This window comes from Serratia sp. SA088 (assembly GCF_049065515.1).
Taxonomy (GTDB): Bacteria; Pseudomonadota; Gammaproteobacteria; order Enterobacterales; family Enterobacteriaceae; genus Serratia; species Serratia nematodiphila.
Genome location: NZ_JBAKGW010000004.1, coordinates 34151 through 49350 on the forward strand (window position 1 = coordinate 34151; position 15200 = coordinate 49350).

Genomic DNA, 15200 nt, shown 5'->3' on the forward strand with positions numbered 1-15200 from the left:
CCGGTCATAAAAAAACCGGCGCAAGGCCGGTATGTTGAAAAGTTGGGAGGGTTAGCGAAGCACTATCCAGTCAACGTCGAATGAATAGCGATATCGTTTTGTTTCTGGGTCGCGGCTTTGCCCGCCCCACCTGGTAATGTAGGCATGTGGCTCTATAGCATCGCGCAGAGCCATAGCCACCGAAGTGGCAGCGGTGACCGTATCTGCATACACGTCAACCTGTAGCGTGTAACTGTCGGCGTCCGGTCGCCTATCAAGATAATTTTCAGGGCCACCGCCGGGTATGTTCTGCCAAACGACATAGGGATAAACTACATTGTCATCCTGAAGGCCAAAGGGATAGAGCCTAACCGGACTTTCTCCAATCAACGCCGTTACAGCCTGACTGGCGGCGCATACTTTAAAAATTGGTGCGATCATCATCTGGTCCCTTTCTTGGCTGCCCTAGCTGTTGCCCTGTCGATAGCTTTTCCATATTCAGTAACGAACGTATTGGATGCCTCAGCGGCGCTGTTCTCTGCCGCCGGCCGCATGAAAGGTTGAGCTCGCATATTTTCGGTGCCGAATTCCAGCAGGCGCCAGTGCGGCGTTGGGGCATTCTTGGCTTTATCGGGATGCTTTCTTAGCACAGCACCATGTAGCACACCGATTCGAAAGGCCAGGTTTCCATTACGCTTAAACTCACGACCATTCCAACGCACAGCGATATTGTCAGCAATGCTGCGGCCGGTTTCCGGATCATCAAGTCGCTGTGCATTTGCCTTTGCCCTATTGGCGATAACGTTGGCAGCCTTTCTTAACGCTGCACGCCCTCCTTTACGCTTCATGTCATCGCTGATCGATTCCAGTTTTCCCATCAGCTCATCGACGCCAGTAAGGGTGTATTCAACGCCATCAGCCATCGTTCGTTCCCTCAGAGCAAGGAAGGGTAAGATATTCCAGGCCACTATCAGGATCAGGTAGCACCCCTTCAATATTGAATATTGAACTGCGGAACAGGATTCGATATTTTGGTGAAATATCTTGGCGATACCGAATTTTTATTCGAGTTGTTACGGCGTTTTGCATTGCTTGTGCAGCGACAAATTCACGCGCTGATAGCGGTACGACATCAGCCCAGATAGTGGCTAGATCCAACCAGGCATCTTCCATCTCACCATTATCAGGGTTTTGTACTTTTCCCGGCTTTTGAAGTGTGATGCGATGTCGCAATTTACCGGCCTGCATAATTACCCCCTGGTACCCAGATACTGAGGGCGCTGATCATCAATGGACGTCATTTCGATAAGATCAGCATCACTACTAAATGCATCGACCAGAACAGCGACCAACGATTCATTGGACTCCGCCAGGCGGGTTAATGCTGCTGTCTGTTCCTGCTTTGCCTTCGTCTCTTCCTGCAGTGCTACTATCAGTGCGTTTACCAGTTGCTCTTTCATGGGCAATCCTCAACCAGTTCTTTAACCATTCCCGGCGGCGCCGGCATCCTTCACAGGCCATATACCCTCACAAAATGCTTGGTCGGCGCAAATCGTAGATAAGCATTGAGACAGAAAAAGGTAACTCCCCCTGTTTCAATTTTTCTTCTTCTTCACCGCCTCGGTTACGATCCAAAATACCAAGCAGAACAAGCAATGCTGTTTTAACTCGGGAAAGCGGCTCACCTTCAATAGCTTTCCCGGCATCATCAACAATCAACTGCCGGCTTCCCTGCACGTAAGCGAGAATGGCGGCGCTACCACCCTGAATTTTTAGGGTAATGTCATCGTCGCCATAATCGTCATCAATGCGTAGGTGTAGCTTTGCTTCTTCCAACGTTACGAGTTCGATCATGATTTATCCTTCCCATCCCGCCCGCGCTTGGCTGCCAGTGTCCATCCTTTTGATCCGAGCTCACCTGGTTTATCTGCTGTTGTTTCGTCGCAATGCCAGAGAGATCCGCCCCAGGTCACTGTGTCACCTGGCTGATAACTGCTTTCAGCTTTGAAAACACCGCGATAGATCATCACTGGAATACCGAACGATTTTTTTTCACATGCGCCACTTGCTCTCGTGACTGTCACGGTAAACATTCGCTCATCGTCATTGGCAACATCAACAGCAGAGATGCCATCAACCAGACACTCCCACCCGCGCATGCCAGCTGTTTTTTCGAATGAACGCCAAAGCCCACCACTATGCGTAGCATAGGTTCCTCGCGGGTAACTCTTATCGGCGTCAATACCTGGAATAATTTCAATCTGCAAGGCATCGCGGCCATCTGCACCAGGCTTTGGTGTTTCAGGTGCTGGCAATGCGGCCATTGCATCAGTAACCGCCGCTTTTATCGCTTCAGGATCGGCATCTTTACCATCACGTGGGATAGGGATATCTGAAACTGCTTCTTCAACCATCTCTTTTAGCAATGGTCGAATATCTTCCGGGGTGAGGCTTTTCCCATCTGCAGGTACAGGCAATTCGGCAATAGCTTCAGAAACCATTTTTGATACATCGGGTAACTCAGGAATTTCAGGTGGAGTAATGGCTTCTACAGCGGCCTCAATCGCTAATGTTACATCTTCCTTTGTTACTAGACTTAAGCCAGCAAAGACCTCTTTCAATTCAGCAATTCCTTTGTTAAAGGTTTCTTGCTGTTCATCAATCCGTTTATTGAAATCCTCTTTGACGCCGATAAGAGCTTTTGAAAACTCTTCCGACATCACCTTGATTATGGATAAGTCGCGATCATTCATTTTGCTAATAATCCCCTAATCATGGCCTTGGCAATGTTCAACTCAGGTTCTGACAGTGCCTTACTATCATCGCTGGCTGCTTGGATTGTGGTGGCCGGTGCCGTTTTGCTGAACGGATCATCGGAAGCATCTCGACGTGCCAATGCTTCAAGGCTGAAGTTCTGTTGCTGTAGATACAGAGAATCACCACCAGGAACCGGTGGAAGATTCTCTTTGCGACGGGCTTCGTTGGGCGACATGATGGTATTTTTAACCGCTTCACCCAGCGTTTTAATTCGGCGTTCTGTATCCATACGTAGTAGTGCATTTACTTCAAACTCAGTTCCTTCATTTCCTGATAGGCCAAGTGCTTCATCAAGAAGTAACTCTACAGACTCAATCAGGATCTGAAGACACTGTGAGTAATACTGCTGTTCCAGCGCTTCAATATTGTTATATGAAGGTGGATCACCTACCCCTACCTTGTAAGAAGGGACATGAAAAACTGAGCAGACAATTTCTGCTGTCATTTTGAGCTGTTCAACGATCTGCGCATCAACTGCAGACATGGATATTGGATTGTATTTTGCTCCATTACTTAGGATGCCCGTCTTACCAGCATTCTCACCTGTATATCCTGTATCCCAGTTAGCCTTAATACTTTTGGCATTTTCCTCAGTAAGAGAACCAGGAACCTCAATCACACCGCTTGGCTTTCCACCATTCTTAAAGAAGAATGCTGAGTTTTCCTGAATATGATGCCCTTGCATAGCAGCAAGCCCAGCTGCATAAAGCGGCGACAACCCAACTAATGGATGAAAAAAGCAATTAAATCTATCGTGAATAATTTCCCGCGCCGGAACTGTTACCTCCGTTGGCAACCCTGCAATATTGTCAGGATTGATCTGATAAAAAACAGATCCATCATCTGCTACCAGAGGAATTACTTTGTTTGGATCTAGTATTCTTAGTTCTTTTATGGCACCGGTATTATCTCTAATCTTCATGACATAGGTGTTGCCATGACATAATTTTGAGTTTACCCAATTTTCAAAAAACTGTATCCGATTCTGGAATGTATTTGGCTTTTCCAGCAAGGCTGGAATAGAACCTGTTACCTGATCTTTCCATACACCATTAGAGTCACGGCGCTGATGCCTTGCTGGCATCTTTGATATGTCGCTTGCAATTAATGAGATGCATGAAAAAACCGCGTAGAAAGACATTACGGTTTGGTTATTTATCTCAAGATTTCTCTGCCATGCACCACCAAAAGGCTCACGAATAAAAGAAAATATACGCTGCCAAGTTCCTTGACCAGATGGCTGTTGCAGTGATTTTTCTTTTTTACGGAAAGGATTCCACATCAGCCAGTCCCCGCAGCTTTTTTATTATTTGAACGACCACCAGCACGTTTGTTGCTGATGTACTCAGCCTTGCCCAGCAGCACCAGAACTTTGGCGCACTGATCATTCACGCTTTTCTCATCACCAGGAAAAGAATCGTGCGTGCGCTGTAGATACCTGATTTTTGCCATGCAAAACGGCGGGGTTTCCCCCGCCCTCCTTGTATTATCAGCTGCCCTGGCTGGTGCCATAGTTTACGTTAGTAACTCGAGCTACAGCTGCACTACGACGGCGGCGCCAGTTGATCCAGCGTTCTGCGCGGATGGCCACGCTATTGGTCTGCCACATTGAAACCAACTCGGTTCCGGTTGGGGTAATGCTATCGCCAGTTGGCGCACTCTCCATTTCCAGTGATGCCTCACTGGACATGTCAACAGCCACCCCGCCATCATCAGCCAGATAAATATCCGGCGCGTTAACGAGAACCAATTGGTTGCCGACATACTGAGAAACGATTGCCGGGAGCCCCTGGAATGTGCCACCCAGCATTGTCATTTCTGGATATTCCTTCTGCCCCAGCGCATTTTTGCGCATTGAAAGTGCCAGCGCCGTAGTGCTGGACATTAGCCAGACGCCACCAGTAGGTTGCAGGTCTGCATTAATGAATTGACCAAATGCCGCCGCAGCATCCTCGTCCGGGCTGCCAGTTGAAGGGATGCCAACGATGCCGTTGGTGATCGACGCCGGGGATACGCCAGCCGCTTCTGCTTTTGCAGGGTCGATGAAGTCGGCATCCAGACGAGCAATGACCGATTCCGCCAAACCATTACGAACTAATACATCAGCGGATGGTGTAGAGAAACGGATCAGTTCTTCAGTCAGTACAGAAATAGCCGCGACTTTTGCAAAACCGAAAGTGATAGATTCAAAATCGAATTTTGTTAATGGCTTCGCTTTACCCTGCCCAACCCATTGGGCTGCACCACCACTGATCTGCGCCGGAACACGAATGTTAAACGGAACCTGGCGTAGTGCAGGAATTCCGCCCTGACCAAAACGACCAATTATGGTTTGTGGGCGCAGGAACTCAACGAAATCATTCGCGAAATCCTGGTACTCAACCAACGCACCAGCCCATTGTGGGTCTGTAGTAGTACCCGCATTTACCGCGGCTTTCAGGACGTGATGCAGCTTGGTGTCATCTGGGTATTTGCTCTTAGCAATGCTCAATGCTTCAGAACGCACCCCTTTGGCGGCTGCCAGTGCCTTAGTAAAACGAGCGAACGCGATCCCTTTCTCCAACTTTTGCTCAACCCGGATGATGCCAGGCGCACGGTTGTCTACCACATTAACATCGACACTTGCTGCTTTCGCGACGGGCTTAGCGGTAGCAGCCATGTTCGCTTCCATATCGCGCAGGCGGCCCAGGTGGGAGTCTACTGATTTGATTTCAGCAGACACATTATCGTATTGCTCAGTTTCTTTGCTATCCAGGGTGCGGCCTTCATCTGCGGCTTTGCTCATAACATCATTCAGTGATGCTGCCAGCGCTGCACGTTTGTTCTCAAAGCTTTTGATTTGCTCTGCAATATTCATGGTTTTTCCTTTAATTTCAGTAGATTTTTTTGCTGTAGCGCCAGCGGTGGGTTTAGCTTTAACCACCGGTTGCTCAGTGCCTGACGCGGCTAGCAACTGACGGTCATACGACTTGACTGTTTGGATTGAACATTCGGCGTTAGCCGGAATGGTTACTGCTGAAACTTCCAGCAGGTCCCATGAAATAAAGCGAATCCCAGCATCATCGATATACGAGTATTCAATGGGCCGAAATCCGATTGATAATCCTTTTACGAGCCCTGACTTGATAGAGGACCACGCCTCATCTAATCGAGCCACAAGCTGGGAAGGCATATCCGGAGTTGGCTTTACCAGCTTGGCTGTAATTTGTAGCCCCTCCTTAACCATTTTTGGGGTGCAACTACCGATTGGTTGACTCCGGTCATGCTGCCAAAGGAAAGGGGTGTCATTTCGAAACTTAGCGCCATCAGGCTCCAAGATGTCACCATCACGATCAGGCGAAGGCGTAGAGGCGATGCCGGTAATAATCCGTTCATCCTCGTTAATCGCCTTCACTTTCATGAGGGTGCATGCACGGTTCAGCGACATTTACTATCCTCCTGAAACGAAAAAACCCGCCGGAGCGGGTCAGTAACTGACGTTTTTGTCATATGAAAAATACCTGGTAATCCCGCTTTTTCGCTTCAGGGTTAAGCGACATGAGAGAGACAGCATTGAATAGCGCCATCAAAGGATCTATTTTCCCTTTGCCACTGGCCTGCTTGGTGATCAGAATGGCGTTGCCTTTTGGCTCTACGCGGGCGTTACCCACACACCAGGCCATCATTGGCTGATTACCATGAATAAGAATCCCCTCTGCCAGCTTACGCTCAGTGGTTTTTATCGCTCCACCAAGGCGCCAGCCCTGACTTATACCAACGACTAAATCAGCAGGAATATCCTCTTCTATCATTGCGTCAAGTATTTGCCCAACGCCTGACGGGTCAATTCCGATCTTGTCTAGCAATTCAGCCTCATAGAGCCGCTTAACATAAAGTGCGACCTCTAAAGTGTCTTGCCCTATCTGTTTAACCAATGTGAGATCGCCAGCGGCCACAAAATCATGCAGCCTTGATGCTTCACTTTTCCGGCGTTTTAAAACTATTTCGTGTGCCCATGCATGGCACCAGCAAAGCCATTCTCGCGTTTCCTTATCGCGACCTACCGCCGACATACCGAGTAAGTCATCTAAGCCGCCGCCGTCGATTCCTACAGTAACCACCTCGCAACGTCGCATGATTTCATCAAACGTTACTTGCTTTTTCCCCTGTGGCTCCCAGAAATCAACTCCAGCCCATCGATCACTTCTCAGGTTCAGCCCGATCTCAATGTTAAGATGCTTGGCCAAGAACTGTTGCAGTGTGCCATCAGTTTTTGCCTGGTTCTTTCTAAGCTGGTCCTCGATCCATTCAGCGCTAACGGAACGACCAATATTAGGGTTTGTGATGTAGAAATTTTCAGGCAACAGGTACGCCTTACTTTCCACCATAGCATCAGGGAACTCATAGAGAACCCCGAGTGTTTTTGGATCTTTTATCGTGCCATCACGCACAGCACGCCAATAATCAAGACGCTCCTTAAATACACCAGCTGGCGGGTCATCGCTTTGCGTAGTCAAGAAAATAACCCAACCTTCGTTTCTCGATACTTGCCCGCCAAGAGCTTCCATAAACATGGCCTCGGCGTTCTGTCTCTTACCAAAAAGCCATAGCTCATCAACGAGGATGCGACCAGCTTTCTTTCCTGAAACGGTATCAGTATCAGCCGCAACAACCTTCAATGTATTGCGCGTTACGCGGTGGGTTATCGTCCTGATATGGTCCTGAATCTGAAACATGTCAGACAGTTCATCATCGGCGCGGATCATGCCGGCAGCTGGTTTGAAGCTGTTGTCAGCAACCTCTTTTGTTGGCGCCAAGATCAGGTGTTCCTCATCCTCTCGCCAGCAGAGAATTAAAGCTGTGAGCATAATTCCAGCTGCAATAGTCGATTTTGTATTTTTCTTACTAATGAGGAGGCCATATTCACGAATAAGCTGATTGCCAGTTTCAGCTTCGTAACCGCCAAAAATCGCTCTCACATAATCGAAAACCCAGGGCTCTGAGCACTCTCCGAATGTTGGCTTACCTGGTAAATCAGAAACGCGGAGCTCTTTGAAAATGCCAAGGGCATAATCAGCCTGATCAGGAAAAATTGGCGGAGGGATTATCGATTCGCGGGCAACAAGCCGCTTTTCCCAATCAGGGCATGCTGTTGTCCACTGCACCATAAGTTACCCATTATTGTTGACTACCAGTTTTGGTGGCGCCATAGCGCCAAACTTGCTGGCGCTTGCAGCCACTTTTGCAGCTGCGTTTCTAGCATCTTTCTTTCCACCTTCACCTTTCTTGGGATGAAGATATGGCAGCATTGCCTTTGCTGCATCTTTTCTGACGTCGATTTCCTCCGTCACGTCGTTCATGATCGACTTAAGAAAATCAAGTGGGTCATCAAATTCTTTAACAGTATTGTTAATAAGAGGAGGAGGAGAAATCGCGGACTCAGCGTGATGATCAACACGGACTTTCTCACCTTGTTTTTTCTTCATAAACGCGATGACGTCCGGGTCTTTCTTCAGCTGCGAGCCCTTGGAACGCGCCGATTTCTCAGAATAGCCAGCCTTGATAGCAGCGGCAACTTGAGTTGAACCAGACATCAGCGCCAATGCAAACTTGCGCTTCTGCCCTGTTAACATGTTTACACCCTCCAAAGGGGATTTTTTCTACGCGTGAGAGGGGGCGCGGTGTCCAGGGCGATCGACGTTTACTTTTGCCGATACCCCCCCCCACCATCACCGCCTACTTGTTGATATTAATTATCATTTAAATTAAATCACGATAACACTATCTATTCGCACCGAAGATGGCACTGAATGCTTCAATGCTTCTAAATCTGGCTGGTTCGTCGAAGCCTCTCTTGCTGACTTACCAGCATGACACTCGATGCACAGCGTCCAGAGGTTAGATTCATCATTGTCACCACCAAACTGCAGGGCGACGCGGTGATCTAGTTCACTATCGTGCAAGTCAACAACACGCCCACACATACAGCACTTACCACTATCACGAACATACACACGACGCTTCAGGCTAACCCTTGCACTGCCGCTTACGCGCCTATGCTCACCATAGACGGGCTTTATCCGTCGGGTGTCGATAGCCTTGAGCCTTGGCTGTAGTGTTTTAAGCTTGGCCATTGATCCTCCATGCCCGGCGGCGTTCAGTACGCGGCGAGCCATCTGGGTGAGTCTCAACAGGATCACCATCTGCATGGTCTACCAGAGACCAGCATGGGTAAATAACATTCCCAGCGTATGCATCACCCACCGCGTAATCTGCCGGCTTTCTGGTATCCCAGCGGTTCAGTACGCGCTCAATCTGCTGTCGCGGTACGCTGTAACACACGCCGTGTATCAGGCGCGGTAGCGTGATGAAGTCAGCACGTATCTTGTCAGCCACTATCAACCTTTCAGCTATCTGCATCTGATACTGTGGCGGGCGGCCAGTACCAAGATAAAAACTCACCAGCGAATCAGGGTAGCGCTGCAGCCACCATTCAACCTGGGGAAGGAAGTTTGGTACGGGCTCAGCGTCGTCCTCAACCACAACAACGCGGCAAATCTGAGCGTCAGCCCATTCAAGCGCGCGACGGTGGTTCCAGTTGGCGCCATTGTCGCCTTCATCAATCATCAAATGAGCCTGAAGCGATCTGGCAAGCGCAGCTGCCTGGGTCCGTCTGGAATGATGGCCGACTACAACAAACTTTATTTGTGCTTCCACCATGCATACTCCCTTCCAATCCCATCAGTGCGGAATACGGTATGCACGCGTGGGCCGGTAATGACACTGTCGCCAAATGTTTTGGCAACAATACCAAACGCAATCATGTCCCCTACCGCAGCAGATGCCTTCTCCATCTTCCAGAATCGATAGCTCTCTATCCGATAGAACAAACGAACGATGGCATGTGCAAACGACATAACGTCTTCACGCTGGCCGCCCAGCAATCCGGCATTCAACATCACATCATTGCGATGCCGCTCGAGGAAATCCTGATAAATGCATTCGGGGTGCTTCTCCTTGGCCCAGGCGTCTGCGTAGGTCTTCGGTTCTGAACCGACATAAACCTTGCCGGGTTCCATTTCAGCCCACGGCGAGCGAAGCATTTCCACGTCAGTACCATCTGTACACCAGACAAAGCGGTATTCAGGATGCTCGCGTAGGTGCTGCCAGATGTGCAGCCAGCGGCGGAAGTAGACGTTCATCTTCATATCTGGAACGCGGTACAGCTCAACGTCCGGCGGGGCATCCTGAATCTCATCCACTAAGGCGATACGCCTACACTGCTGAAGTGAACACGCCCACCTGGCCAGCATGTCCGAGGATGCCGCCATTTTGGTGCCGCGTTGCGGGTCTAGTTGAGTGGTTAGCAGCGTTGTGATCACCACGTCACGCTGCTGCCGATATTCAACATACCCAGTAAATCCAGCATCACGCCTATCGTTATGCACCTTCACATTTCGTTCAACAAGAGCCAGCCTGTCTGGCTTAGGGACGGATCGCTCTACTGCCTCATGCTCATCGAGTGAGTGAATCAGCGATGCTGAACCAACCACATCGGCATAGGCCCAAGTTGTCAATCCTGCATTGTGAATGCGCAGCGCCAGATCACTATGCTCGTACATACCACGGCCATAAACCGGATCAAATCCACCAACCTTTTCAATAGCGCTGCGATGATAGTAAAGCATCACGCCACGCTGCCCAGTGTAGGCAACGTGCTCATCATCAGCATGCAGCACTGCAAGATCCTGAAGCTTTCTTGGACCTGCTAGATCAAGGAATTGGTAAGCCAGGTGTGGTTCTGGTGATGCTATGTATGGAATATGCCAGTCGTCTGCAATCGGCCACGCGTCATCGTCCCATAAGAAGAGGTGCTCACAACCGGCACTAATTAACGCCTCAAGGCTGGCATTTTTCGTTGCCACAATACCGCGAGATTCTTCATGTCTGAAAAGCTGAATCCCATCAGGAACAGCTGCCGCCGGGTTTGAACCATCGTCTACAACAACCACCAGCGCACCAGGTGGCAAATGCTGAAGGTGTTGCGATATAGCCCTTGCTAACACTTCTGGCCGCTGATGTGTTGATATTGCGATCCCAATACGTGAAAAAGCCTGCTTGTTTGCAGGCTCATAGTGAACGCCGTCAATAATCACCTGCATGGTTCTACCTTACTGCTCAGCAGGATTGGTATAAGTTGCGACAGTGCGGTTATCGCTATTTACCAGATAGGCGGTATCACCAGGCAACAGAGTTAGCTTTAGCAACTCACCCGTGCAAGCGTAGGCATATACAGCTTTCTCGGCTTTCTTCCACTCAATGGAGTCAACAGCGTTGATAATTTCGTTTCTGTTTGCGGTAATGATTTTCAGTGTGAACATGGTGGTTTCTCTTGGTGGTGGTAGTGGTAATAAAAAAGCCACCAGCCCGCGGGTACAGGATGATGGCCTTTGTAGTCGCATTATCGATGGCACTCAGTGAATGCCACATGTAATGATTATTTCGGCATGATCTTTATGGCGCCCGACCCGGTTTCCGCCTCGGTTTTACTTAGATCAATGGTAATTTGATTTTCTGCATGTTCAGTGGTCAAGTTAAACACTGCTACAACCTTGGATATTTCTTTGGCCTCAGTCTTAATCTCAGTGGATACTTGGCAGTCCAATAGCTCACCATTAACGGCAATGCCATAGCCGATAAAAAAAGATCCTCGGTATAGCTTCGCTAGTTGAAATTTCATTCTTCTGACCCTTTTAGTGAAAGGTATTCGTCAGGCGGATCCTGCCGTGGTATTGGGCCTGCATCACACCATTTGCATTTAACACACGGTGGCGCCGGAGTCGGTGGCGGTTTAACCATTACCGTCGTAGGGGGTGGATTTCGACCGAACTTATTCATCGCGTAATACCGATATTCGCCATTGGTTCAGCGTGGCCACCTGGCCGGCGCAGATTGATAAGGCTGTTTGAAGCGCCAGCGTGTAGCTCACCGCCTCGCCCCAGGTATTACCCTGCAGCTCTGGCTGCTTGCATGGCGTGAACACTGTTTCAGGGGGTAGGCTTATTAACTGCTCTGGGGCCGAAGGTGGAATTTTGCTGCAGGAGCTCAACGACAGCATCAGGCATACGCTCAGCAGCGCAGGGATTATCTTTAATCGCTTCACGGAATTTCCTCTGCAAGATGTCGTGCTGCTGGCGTAGCTGCTGTTCATGCTGCTGTTGTGATGCCACCAGCGCGCGGTTTACTTCATCCTGTTCCTGCAGCGTAGCTATCAACCCTGCCTGCTTGCTGTTTTTCAACTGCTCCGTTGAAAGCCTCTGGTCGGTCAACCGCAGCTCTTTGCGGTACCCCCAGTTGCTAACGGCCAGCCAGGCAACCAATCCGAGAGCTACTGCCACCAGAATTGCTTTCCCGTTAGGCAATGGGAACCAGTTCATAGCAGCACCTCACGAGCCATTTCATACCGCTCTTTGCGATCAGATAGTCCGTTGATGCCACCATTGATACGTTGGGTAACCCATTCGATATCGTTGGCATTGCGGCCGCAATCGCGAGACTTCCAAAACCAGCCTGCAGAGCGCATCGCGTTACCGTCGCTCTCCAGCAATTGAGGATTGCCAACCAGGTCGAGTTTCAGCGCAATACCGCACGCTCGGTAGTTGTCCTGGCCGGTAACCTGAATCAGCCCACGCCCACGGTATTTCCAGCCATCGCCGCGTGATTTATTGCCCAAGCGATCGGCGTATACCAAGTTTGCAATCGCTGGCTGATTTGCCAGGTGTGTCGTTGTACGCCCGAGCATGTCAGCCTGATAGGGAGTGATGCGCTTCCCAAAGGTTGAAAGCAATCCCTGTGGCGTATAGTTCAGACTCTCCACCGTGCGGGTAAAGCCCGCTGATTCATGCCCAACCTGAGCAATAAACATTGCCTGTGCCGCTGGCTTCGCGATAGAGAACTCAGCGAAGGTGGCGAGCAGATGCGGATACCAGCGCGCAGCCAATCCGGCGCTAATACCAGCCGCCCGTTGAAATTCATTTTGTGTCATTGTGGCCTCAAGGGGTGTAGCAGTTTCGCGATGTTCCCCTTAACCCGGTACAGCGCGATGCAGATGATGAGATTCGCAGCAATTACGCCCCAGTGTGTTTCCTGGTACTGCTGAGCAATGAAGCGAAACGGGATCCATGAATATACGCCGATAACTAACCATGCCAGCCAAGCTATCCACGCCCGGTGCCGGTAACCTGTCTTTCTGAAGCAGGCCAAACGACAGACAATCGCCGAGCACAGAAGTACGTTAAGCACTACCATCGGATCGCTTTCTGTCAGTCGTAACCACATCAAAGCTAATTCGTTATCCACCATTCGAACCTCCTCGCCACCGGCTAAACAGTGACGTCGGATCCTCCATCTTTTCGCTGATGAAGGTCAGCAATTTGACGGCCACCGCCGAAATGATCAGGGCACCCAGCGGCTCTAATGGCGTGTCGCTGTAATTAAGCCAGCCTGACAGCTTTGCACCTGTAACGCTTGCGCCCAGCACGCCGGTACCGAACGAGACAATGAACGACACCGCCTGGCGAATGCGCGGAATGTCCTTCGCCTGTGTCACGTAAAACATTGCGCCAATGAACGCGCCGAAGATTACGCCGTAATCAATGCCGAACACTGGAGCCGCCGCCGTCGCGCCAGCAAGCCCAGCCGCACCGGCGGTGGTTAATGGATCGGACATCGTGACTCCTCATTGCTGTAATTGTCCTCTCCATACCGAGGGCATAAAAAAGGCCCACCGAAGTGAGCCTTGCGTTTAATGTTCATAATCAGATTATGATTTTTTTAATGCGCGACTACATCTAACTGCCTGCCCAATGCGTTCATCGCGCGCTGGATAGCATCAATTTTTGTCGCGTGCTGTAAGTCAATCAGCCTGTTGACCTCTTGCTTTTTAATGCCAACGCGATCGGCCAGCTCAACCCTCGTTAAGCCGGACTCGACAAACGCATTCAGCAGCAGCACCTTTGAAGCCACACTAAGCGGAACCTCAACGAAATCACCGGATACTTCACTTGGCATCGGGATTGCCTGGTTATCTTCAAAGTAAAATTCAAACGCTGTTATTAACGCATCCTGAGCCATAGCTAACGCCTCATCTCGCGTATCGCCTTGGGTCAGCGCCTCCGGTATATCCGGGAATGAAACCACATATCCGCCGCTATCAGGCTGTAGATTAACTGGATATCGCATATCGTTTTAGTGAAGCTTGCAAGTACCAGCCCCGGAGGGCTGGTTTATTAATTCAGGCCAAGCTGCTTGATGATGGCCTTTCTTAGCGGTTCCTTTATCTCGCTTCCGGGGTGCCTTGGCATCACGCTTCGCTTGCCTTGGTATCGAAGTTTCAAGTGGTTTGTGCCATTCGTAACTTCCACCCCTTGCGACTCAAGCCACCGCCTGAACTCGCTTTGCTTCACTACTCCTCCCATCTGTTAAACATGGGATTATAGTAAACAATTATGATTACCGAGTCAACATTTTTGCTTACCTAGATAGAATCAGCCACCAGCCGTAAACGATTTGGCGATACGGGGTGTGCCAGGTGTGTGTCGGATGTTGGCTGGGGCTGAAAACAAGAAAACCCCGCCGAAGCGAGGTTTTAATTTTGGTGCCGGTCATTACATTTATGGCACGATATCAAATTAACGCTAAATATGGACTATTTAATTAACTTTTGCAATACCCTGTTGTGAAAATGTCGCTTTTTGTTGTGATCGTGATCTCGATAAAGATATTAGACCTTCCCGATCAAGCCTCTGGAATATTCCACACATCAGCGACCAATACTGGCCATAGTTTTTTGACCAGTTTGGCGCGGATACCTGAAGTAGCTCAGCTACTTCTTGGCACTGGTAAGCTTTACCGCCCATTATCCTGGCTTTCACATCTTGGGCGGCCAACCAAGTTAACGCTCTAAGCTTTTCGATCGTCTTTCCTGCTATGCGCTTGCCCATAACTTCAATGCGGGCGCGGAATTCACCCCACGCCCAGCGAGTGATCTCTTCCTGATGGCTGAATGAAATATCGCCCGTGTAGCACCATGAAAGCCAGCTGCGCTGATTGCTCGCGATTGGGTAAATAGCCCTGCGCCACGAAGTAGCTGAAAACGTGGCAGGATCAATAAGCGCAATTGCCCCTGAACTCGGTCTGGTTTCACTGCCAGGAACCGGTGCGCTATGTATTGTGATTCTCCGGCCGTCGGGCTCCACGATAGTGCGTCTCTTACGCTTCAACCGCGTAGTGCATACTTGCGTTGATTCAGTGAATGCCTGTAGTTGCCCTTTTGTCTTACCGCTGGTATCAGCAGTTGCCATCATGAAACACTCCCGGATGTACTGCAGGTATTGTTCGGACATAATCATGCATTTTCTCCAGGC

Annotated in this window: 24 protein-coding genes; all 24 read right to left on the reverse strand. The window is 49.8% G+C overall.

Annotated features, from left to right (window positions below; all coding sequences use genetic code 11):
* Window positions 1–51: 51 nt before the first annotated feature.
* Window positions 52–420 (reverse strand): tail completion protein gp17, encoded by a 369-nt coding sequence (gene gp17 / locus ACOWVD_RS11660; protein WP_421105846.1) that lies wholly within the window; start codon window positions 418–420, stop codon window positions 52–54.
* On the reverse strand, window positions 420–902 hold the full coding sequence (locus ACOWVD_RS11665; protein WP_421105837.1) for an HK97-gp10 family putative phage morphogenesis protein: 483 nt from the start codon (window positions 900–902) through the stop codon (window positions 420–422). The genes gp17 and ACOWVD_RS11665 overlap by 1 nt, the downstream gene beginning before the upstream one ends.
* Complete coding sequence (locus ACOWVD_RS11670; RefSeq protein WP_421105836.1) at window positions 895–1227, reverse strand: phage head closure protein; 333 nt, start codon at window positions 1225–1227, stop codon at window positions 895–897. Before ACOWVD_RS11670 ends, ACOWVD_RS11665 begins: the two co-directional genes overlap by 8 nt.
* Window positions 1228–1229: 2 nt before the next feature.
* Entirely contained in the window at window positions 1230–1439 is a 210-nt protein-coding gene (locus tag ACOWVD_RS11675) for a hypothetical protein (RefSeq protein WP_421105835.1), read from the reverse strand.
* A 67-nt stretch (window positions 1440–1506) separates the two neighbouring features.
* Entirely contained in the window at window positions 1507–1833 is a 327-nt protein-coding gene (locus ACOWVD_RS11680) for a head-tail connector protein (protein WP_421105834.1), read from the reverse strand.
* Entirely contained in the window at window positions 1830–2732 is a 903-nt protein-coding gene (locus tag ACOWVD_RS11685) for a phage portal protein (protein ID WP_421105833.1), read from the reverse strand. The genes ACOWVD_RS11680 and ACOWVD_RS11685 overlap by 4 nt, the downstream gene beginning before the upstream one ends.
* Window positions 2729–4078 carry a phage portal protein gene (locus ACOWVD_RS11690; protein ID WP_421105832.1) on the reverse strand — a complete coding sequence of 450 codons (1350 nt, stop codon included), beginning with the start codon at window positions 4076–4078 and terminating at the stop codon, window positions 2729–2731. The genes ACOWVD_RS11685 and ACOWVD_RS11690 overlap by 4 nt, the downstream gene beginning before the upstream one ends.
* On the reverse strand, window positions 4078–4248 hold the full coding sequence (locus tag ACOWVD_RS11695; protein ID WP_176167126.1) for a hypothetical protein: 171 nt from the start codon (window positions 4246–4248) through the stop codon (window positions 4078–4080). The genes ACOWVD_RS11690 and ACOWVD_RS11695 overlap by 1 nt, the downstream gene beginning before the upstream one ends.
* A gap of 37 nt (window positions 4249–4285) precedes the next feature.
* Window positions 4286–6223: a phage major capsid protein gene (locus ACOWVD_RS11700; protein WP_421105831.1), complete on the reverse strand. Its 1938-nt coding sequence runs from the start codon at window positions 6221–6223 to the stop codon at window positions 4286–4288.
* A 58-nt stretch (window positions 6224–6281) separates the two neighbouring features.
* Window positions 6282–7943 carry a terminase large subunit gene (locus ACOWVD_RS11705; RefSeq protein ID WP_072628213.1) on the reverse strand — a complete coding sequence of 554 codons (1662 nt, stop codon included), beginning with the start codon at window positions 7941–7943 and terminating at the stop codon, window positions 6282–6284.
* A 3-nt stretch (window positions 7944–7946) separates the two neighbouring features.
* Window positions 7947–8408: a terminase small subunit gene (locus ACOWVD_RS11710; protein WP_262140627.1), complete on the reverse strand. Its 462-nt coding sequence runs from the start codon at window positions 8406–8408 to the stop codon at window positions 7947–7949.
* Between the two features lie 132 nt (window positions 8409–8540).
* A complete protein-coding gene (locus tag ACOWVD_RS11715) occupies window positions 8541–8909 on the reverse strand; it encodes an HNH endonuclease (protein ID WP_421105830.1) in 369 nt (122 codons plus the stop codon).
* The gene (locus ACOWVD_RS11720; RefSeq protein ID WP_421105829.1) at window positions 8896–9495 is read right to left on the reverse strand and encodes a hypothetical protein; all 600 of its coding nucleotides are present in this window, start codon (window positions 9493–9495) and stop codon (window positions 8896–8898) included. The genes ACOWVD_RS11715 and ACOWVD_RS11720 overlap by 14 nt, the downstream gene beginning before the upstream one ends.
* A complete protein-coding gene (locus ACOWVD_RS11725; protein WP_421105828.1) occupies window positions 9477–10937 on the reverse strand; it encodes a glycosyltransferase family 2 protein in 1461 nt (486 codons plus the stop codon). The genes ACOWVD_RS11720 and ACOWVD_RS11725 overlap by 19 nt, the downstream gene beginning before the upstream one ends.
* A 9-nt stretch (window positions 10938–10946) precedes the next feature.
* Window positions 10947–11156 carry a hypothetical protein gene (locus ACOWVD_RS11730; protein WP_197798603.1) on the reverse strand — a complete coding sequence of 70 codons (210 nt, stop codon included), beginning with the start codon at window positions 11154–11156 and terminating at the stop codon, window positions 10947–10949.
* 116 nt (window positions 11157–11272) lie between these two features.
* Complete coding sequence (locus ACOWVD_RS11735; protein ID WP_197798604.1) at window positions 11273–11515, reverse strand: hypothetical protein; 243 nt, start codon at window positions 11513–11515, stop codon at window positions 11273–11275.
* A gap of 150 nt (window positions 11516–11665) precedes the next feature.
* Window positions 11666–11893 carry an Rz1-like lysis system protein LysC gene (lysC, locus tag ACOWVD_RS11740; protein WP_421105827.1) on the reverse strand — a complete coding sequence of 76 codons (228 nt, stop codon included), beginning with the start codon at window positions 11891–11893 and terminating at the stop codon, window positions 11666–11668.
* On the reverse strand, window positions 11823–12212 hold the full coding sequence (locus ACOWVD_RS11745) for a hypothetical protein (RefSeq protein WP_197798605.1): 390 nt from the start codon (window positions 12210–12212) through the stop codon (window positions 11823–11825). Before ACOWVD_RS11745 ends, lysC begins: the two co-directional genes overlap by 71 nt.
* Window positions 12209–12820: a glycoside hydrolase family 19 protein gene (locus tag ACOWVD_RS11750; protein ID WP_421105826.1), complete on the reverse strand. Its 612-nt coding sequence runs from the start codon at window positions 12818–12820 to the stop codon at window positions 12209–12211. The genes ACOWVD_RS11745 and ACOWVD_RS11750 overlap by 4 nt, the downstream gene beginning before the upstream one ends.
* The gene (locus ACOWVD_RS11755; protein ID WP_421105825.1) at window positions 12817–13137 is read right to left on the reverse strand and encodes a phage holin family protein; all 321 of its coding nucleotides are present in this window, start codon (window positions 13135–13137) and stop codon (window positions 12817–12819) included. Before ACOWVD_RS11755 ends, ACOWVD_RS11750 begins: the two co-directional genes overlap by 4 nt.
* Entirely contained in the window at window positions 13127–13504 is a 378-nt protein-coding gene (locus ACOWVD_RS11760; protein WP_154899404.1) for a putative holin, read from the reverse strand. Before ACOWVD_RS11760 ends, ACOWVD_RS11755 begins: the two co-directional genes overlap by 11 nt.
* A 104-nt stretch (window positions 13505–13608) precedes the next feature.
* The gene (locus ACOWVD_RS11765) at window positions 13609–14016 is read right to left on the reverse strand and encodes a type II toxin-antitoxin system HicB family antitoxin (protein WP_197798607.1); all 408 of its coding nucleotides are present in this window, start codon (window positions 14014–14016) and stop codon (window positions 13609–13611) included.
* A gap of 47 nt (window positions 14017–14063) precedes the next feature.
* Entirely contained in the window at window positions 14064–14240 is a 177-nt protein-coding gene (locus tag ACOWVD_RS11770; protein WP_046897129.1) for a type II toxin-antitoxin system HicA family toxin, read from the reverse strand.
* 246 nt (window positions 14241–14486) lie between these two features.
* Complete coding sequence (locus tag ACOWVD_RS11775; protein ID WP_421105824.1) at window positions 14487–15185, reverse strand: bacteriophage antitermination protein Q; 699 nt, start codon at window positions 15183–15185, stop codon at window positions 14487–14489.
* Window positions 15186–15200: the final 15 nt, after the last annotated feature.

Excerpts from the sequence above, each read along its gene's own strand:
- ACOWVD_RS11690 (WP_421105832.1), bottom strand. The coding sequence starts at position 4,078 with ATGTGGAATCCTTTCCGTAAAAAAGAAAAATCACTGCAACAGCCATCT.
- ACOWVD_RS11745 (WP_197798605.1), bottom strand. The coding sequence starts at position 12,212 with ATGAACTGGTTCCCATTGCCTAACGGGAAAGCAATTCTGGTGGCAGTA.
- ACOWVD_RS11675 (WP_421105835.1), bottom strand. The coding sequence starts at position 1,439 with ATGAAAGAGCAACTGGTAAACGCACTGATAGTAGCACTGCAGGAAGAG.
- ACOWVD_RS11755 (WP_421105825.1), bottom strand. The coding sequence starts at position 13,137 with ATGGTGGATAACGAATTAGCTTTGATGTGGTTACGACTGACAGAAAGC.
- ACOWVD_RS11765 (WP_197798607.1), bottom strand. The coding sequence starts at position 14,016 with ATGCGATATCCAGTTAATCTACAGCCTGATAGCGGCGGATATGTGGTT.
- ACOWVD_RS11685 (WP_421105833.1), bottom strand. The coding sequence starts at position 2,732 with ATGAATGATCGCGACTTATCCATAATCAAGGTGATGTCGGAAGAGTTT.
- ACOWVD_RS11735 (WP_197798604.1), bottom strand. The coding sequence starts at position 11,515 with ATGAAATTTCAACTAGCGAAGCTATACCGAGGATCTTTTTTTATCGGC.
- ACOWVD_RS11700 (WP_421105831.1), bottom strand. The coding sequence starts at position 6,223 with ATGTCGCTGAACCGTGCATGCACCCTCATGAAAGTGAAGGCGATTAAC.
- ACOWVD_RS11720 (WP_421105829.1), bottom strand. The coding sequence starts at position 9,495 with ATGGTGGAAGCACAAATAAAGTTTGTTGTAGTCGGCCATCATTCCAGA.
- ACOWVD_RS11680 (WP_421105834.1), bottom strand. The coding sequence starts at position 1,833 with ATGATCGAACTCGTAACGTTGGAAGAAGCAAAGCTACACCTACGCATT.
- ACOWVD_RS11730 (WP_197798603.1), bottom strand. The coding sequence starts at position 11,156 with ATGTTCACACTGAAAATCATTACCGCAAACAGAAACGAAATTATCAAC.
- ACOWVD_RS11750 (WP_421105826.1), bottom strand. The coding sequence starts at position 12,820 with ATGACACAAAATGAATTTCAACGGGCGGCTGGTATTAGCGCCGGATTG.
- ACOWVD_RS11710 (WP_262140627.1), bottom strand. The coding sequence starts at position 8,408 with ATGTTAACAGGGCAGAAGCGCAAGTTTGCATTGGCGCTGATGTCTGGT.
- ACOWVD_RS11715 (WP_421105830.1), bottom strand. The coding sequence starts at position 8,909 with ATGGCCAAGCTTAAAACACTACAGCCAAGGCTCAAGGCTATCGACACC.
- ACOWVD_RS11665 (WP_421105837.1), bottom strand. The coding sequence starts at position 902 with ATGGCTGATGGCGTTGAATACACCCTTACTGGCGTCGATGAGCTGATG.
- lysC (WP_421105827.1), bottom strand. The coding sequence starts at position 11,893 with ATGCTGTCGTTGAGCTCCTGCAGCAAAATTCCACCTTCGGCCCCAGAG.
- gp17 (WP_421105846.1), bottom strand. The coding sequence starts at position 420 with ATGATCGCACCAATTTTTAAAGTATGCGCCGCCAGTCAGGCTGTAACG.
- ACOWVD_RS11760 (WP_154899404.1), bottom strand. The coding sequence starts at position 13,504 with ATGTCCGATCCATTAACCACCGCCGGTGCGGCTGGGCTTGCTGGCGCG.
- ACOWVD_RS11705 (WP_072628213.1), bottom strand. The coding sequence starts at position 7,943 with ATGGTGCAGTGGACAACAGCATGCCCTGATTGGGAAAAGCGGCTTGTT.
- ACOWVD_RS11725 (WP_421105828.1), bottom strand. The coding sequence starts at position 10,937 with ATGCAGGTGATTATTGACGGCGTTCACTATGAGCCTGCAAACAAGCAG.
- ACOWVD_RS11670 (WP_421105836.1), bottom strand. The coding sequence starts at position 1,227 with ATGCAGGCCGGTAAATTGCGACATCGCATCACACTTCAAAAGCCGGGA.
- ACOWVD_RS11695 (WP_176167126.1), bottom strand. The coding sequence starts at position 4,248 with ATGGCAAAAATCAGGTATCTACAGCGCACGCACGATTCTTTTCCTGGT.
- ACOWVD_RS11775 (WP_421105824.1), bottom strand. The coding sequence starts at position 15,185 with ATGATTATGTCCGAACAATACCTGCAGTACATCCGGGAGTGTTTCATG.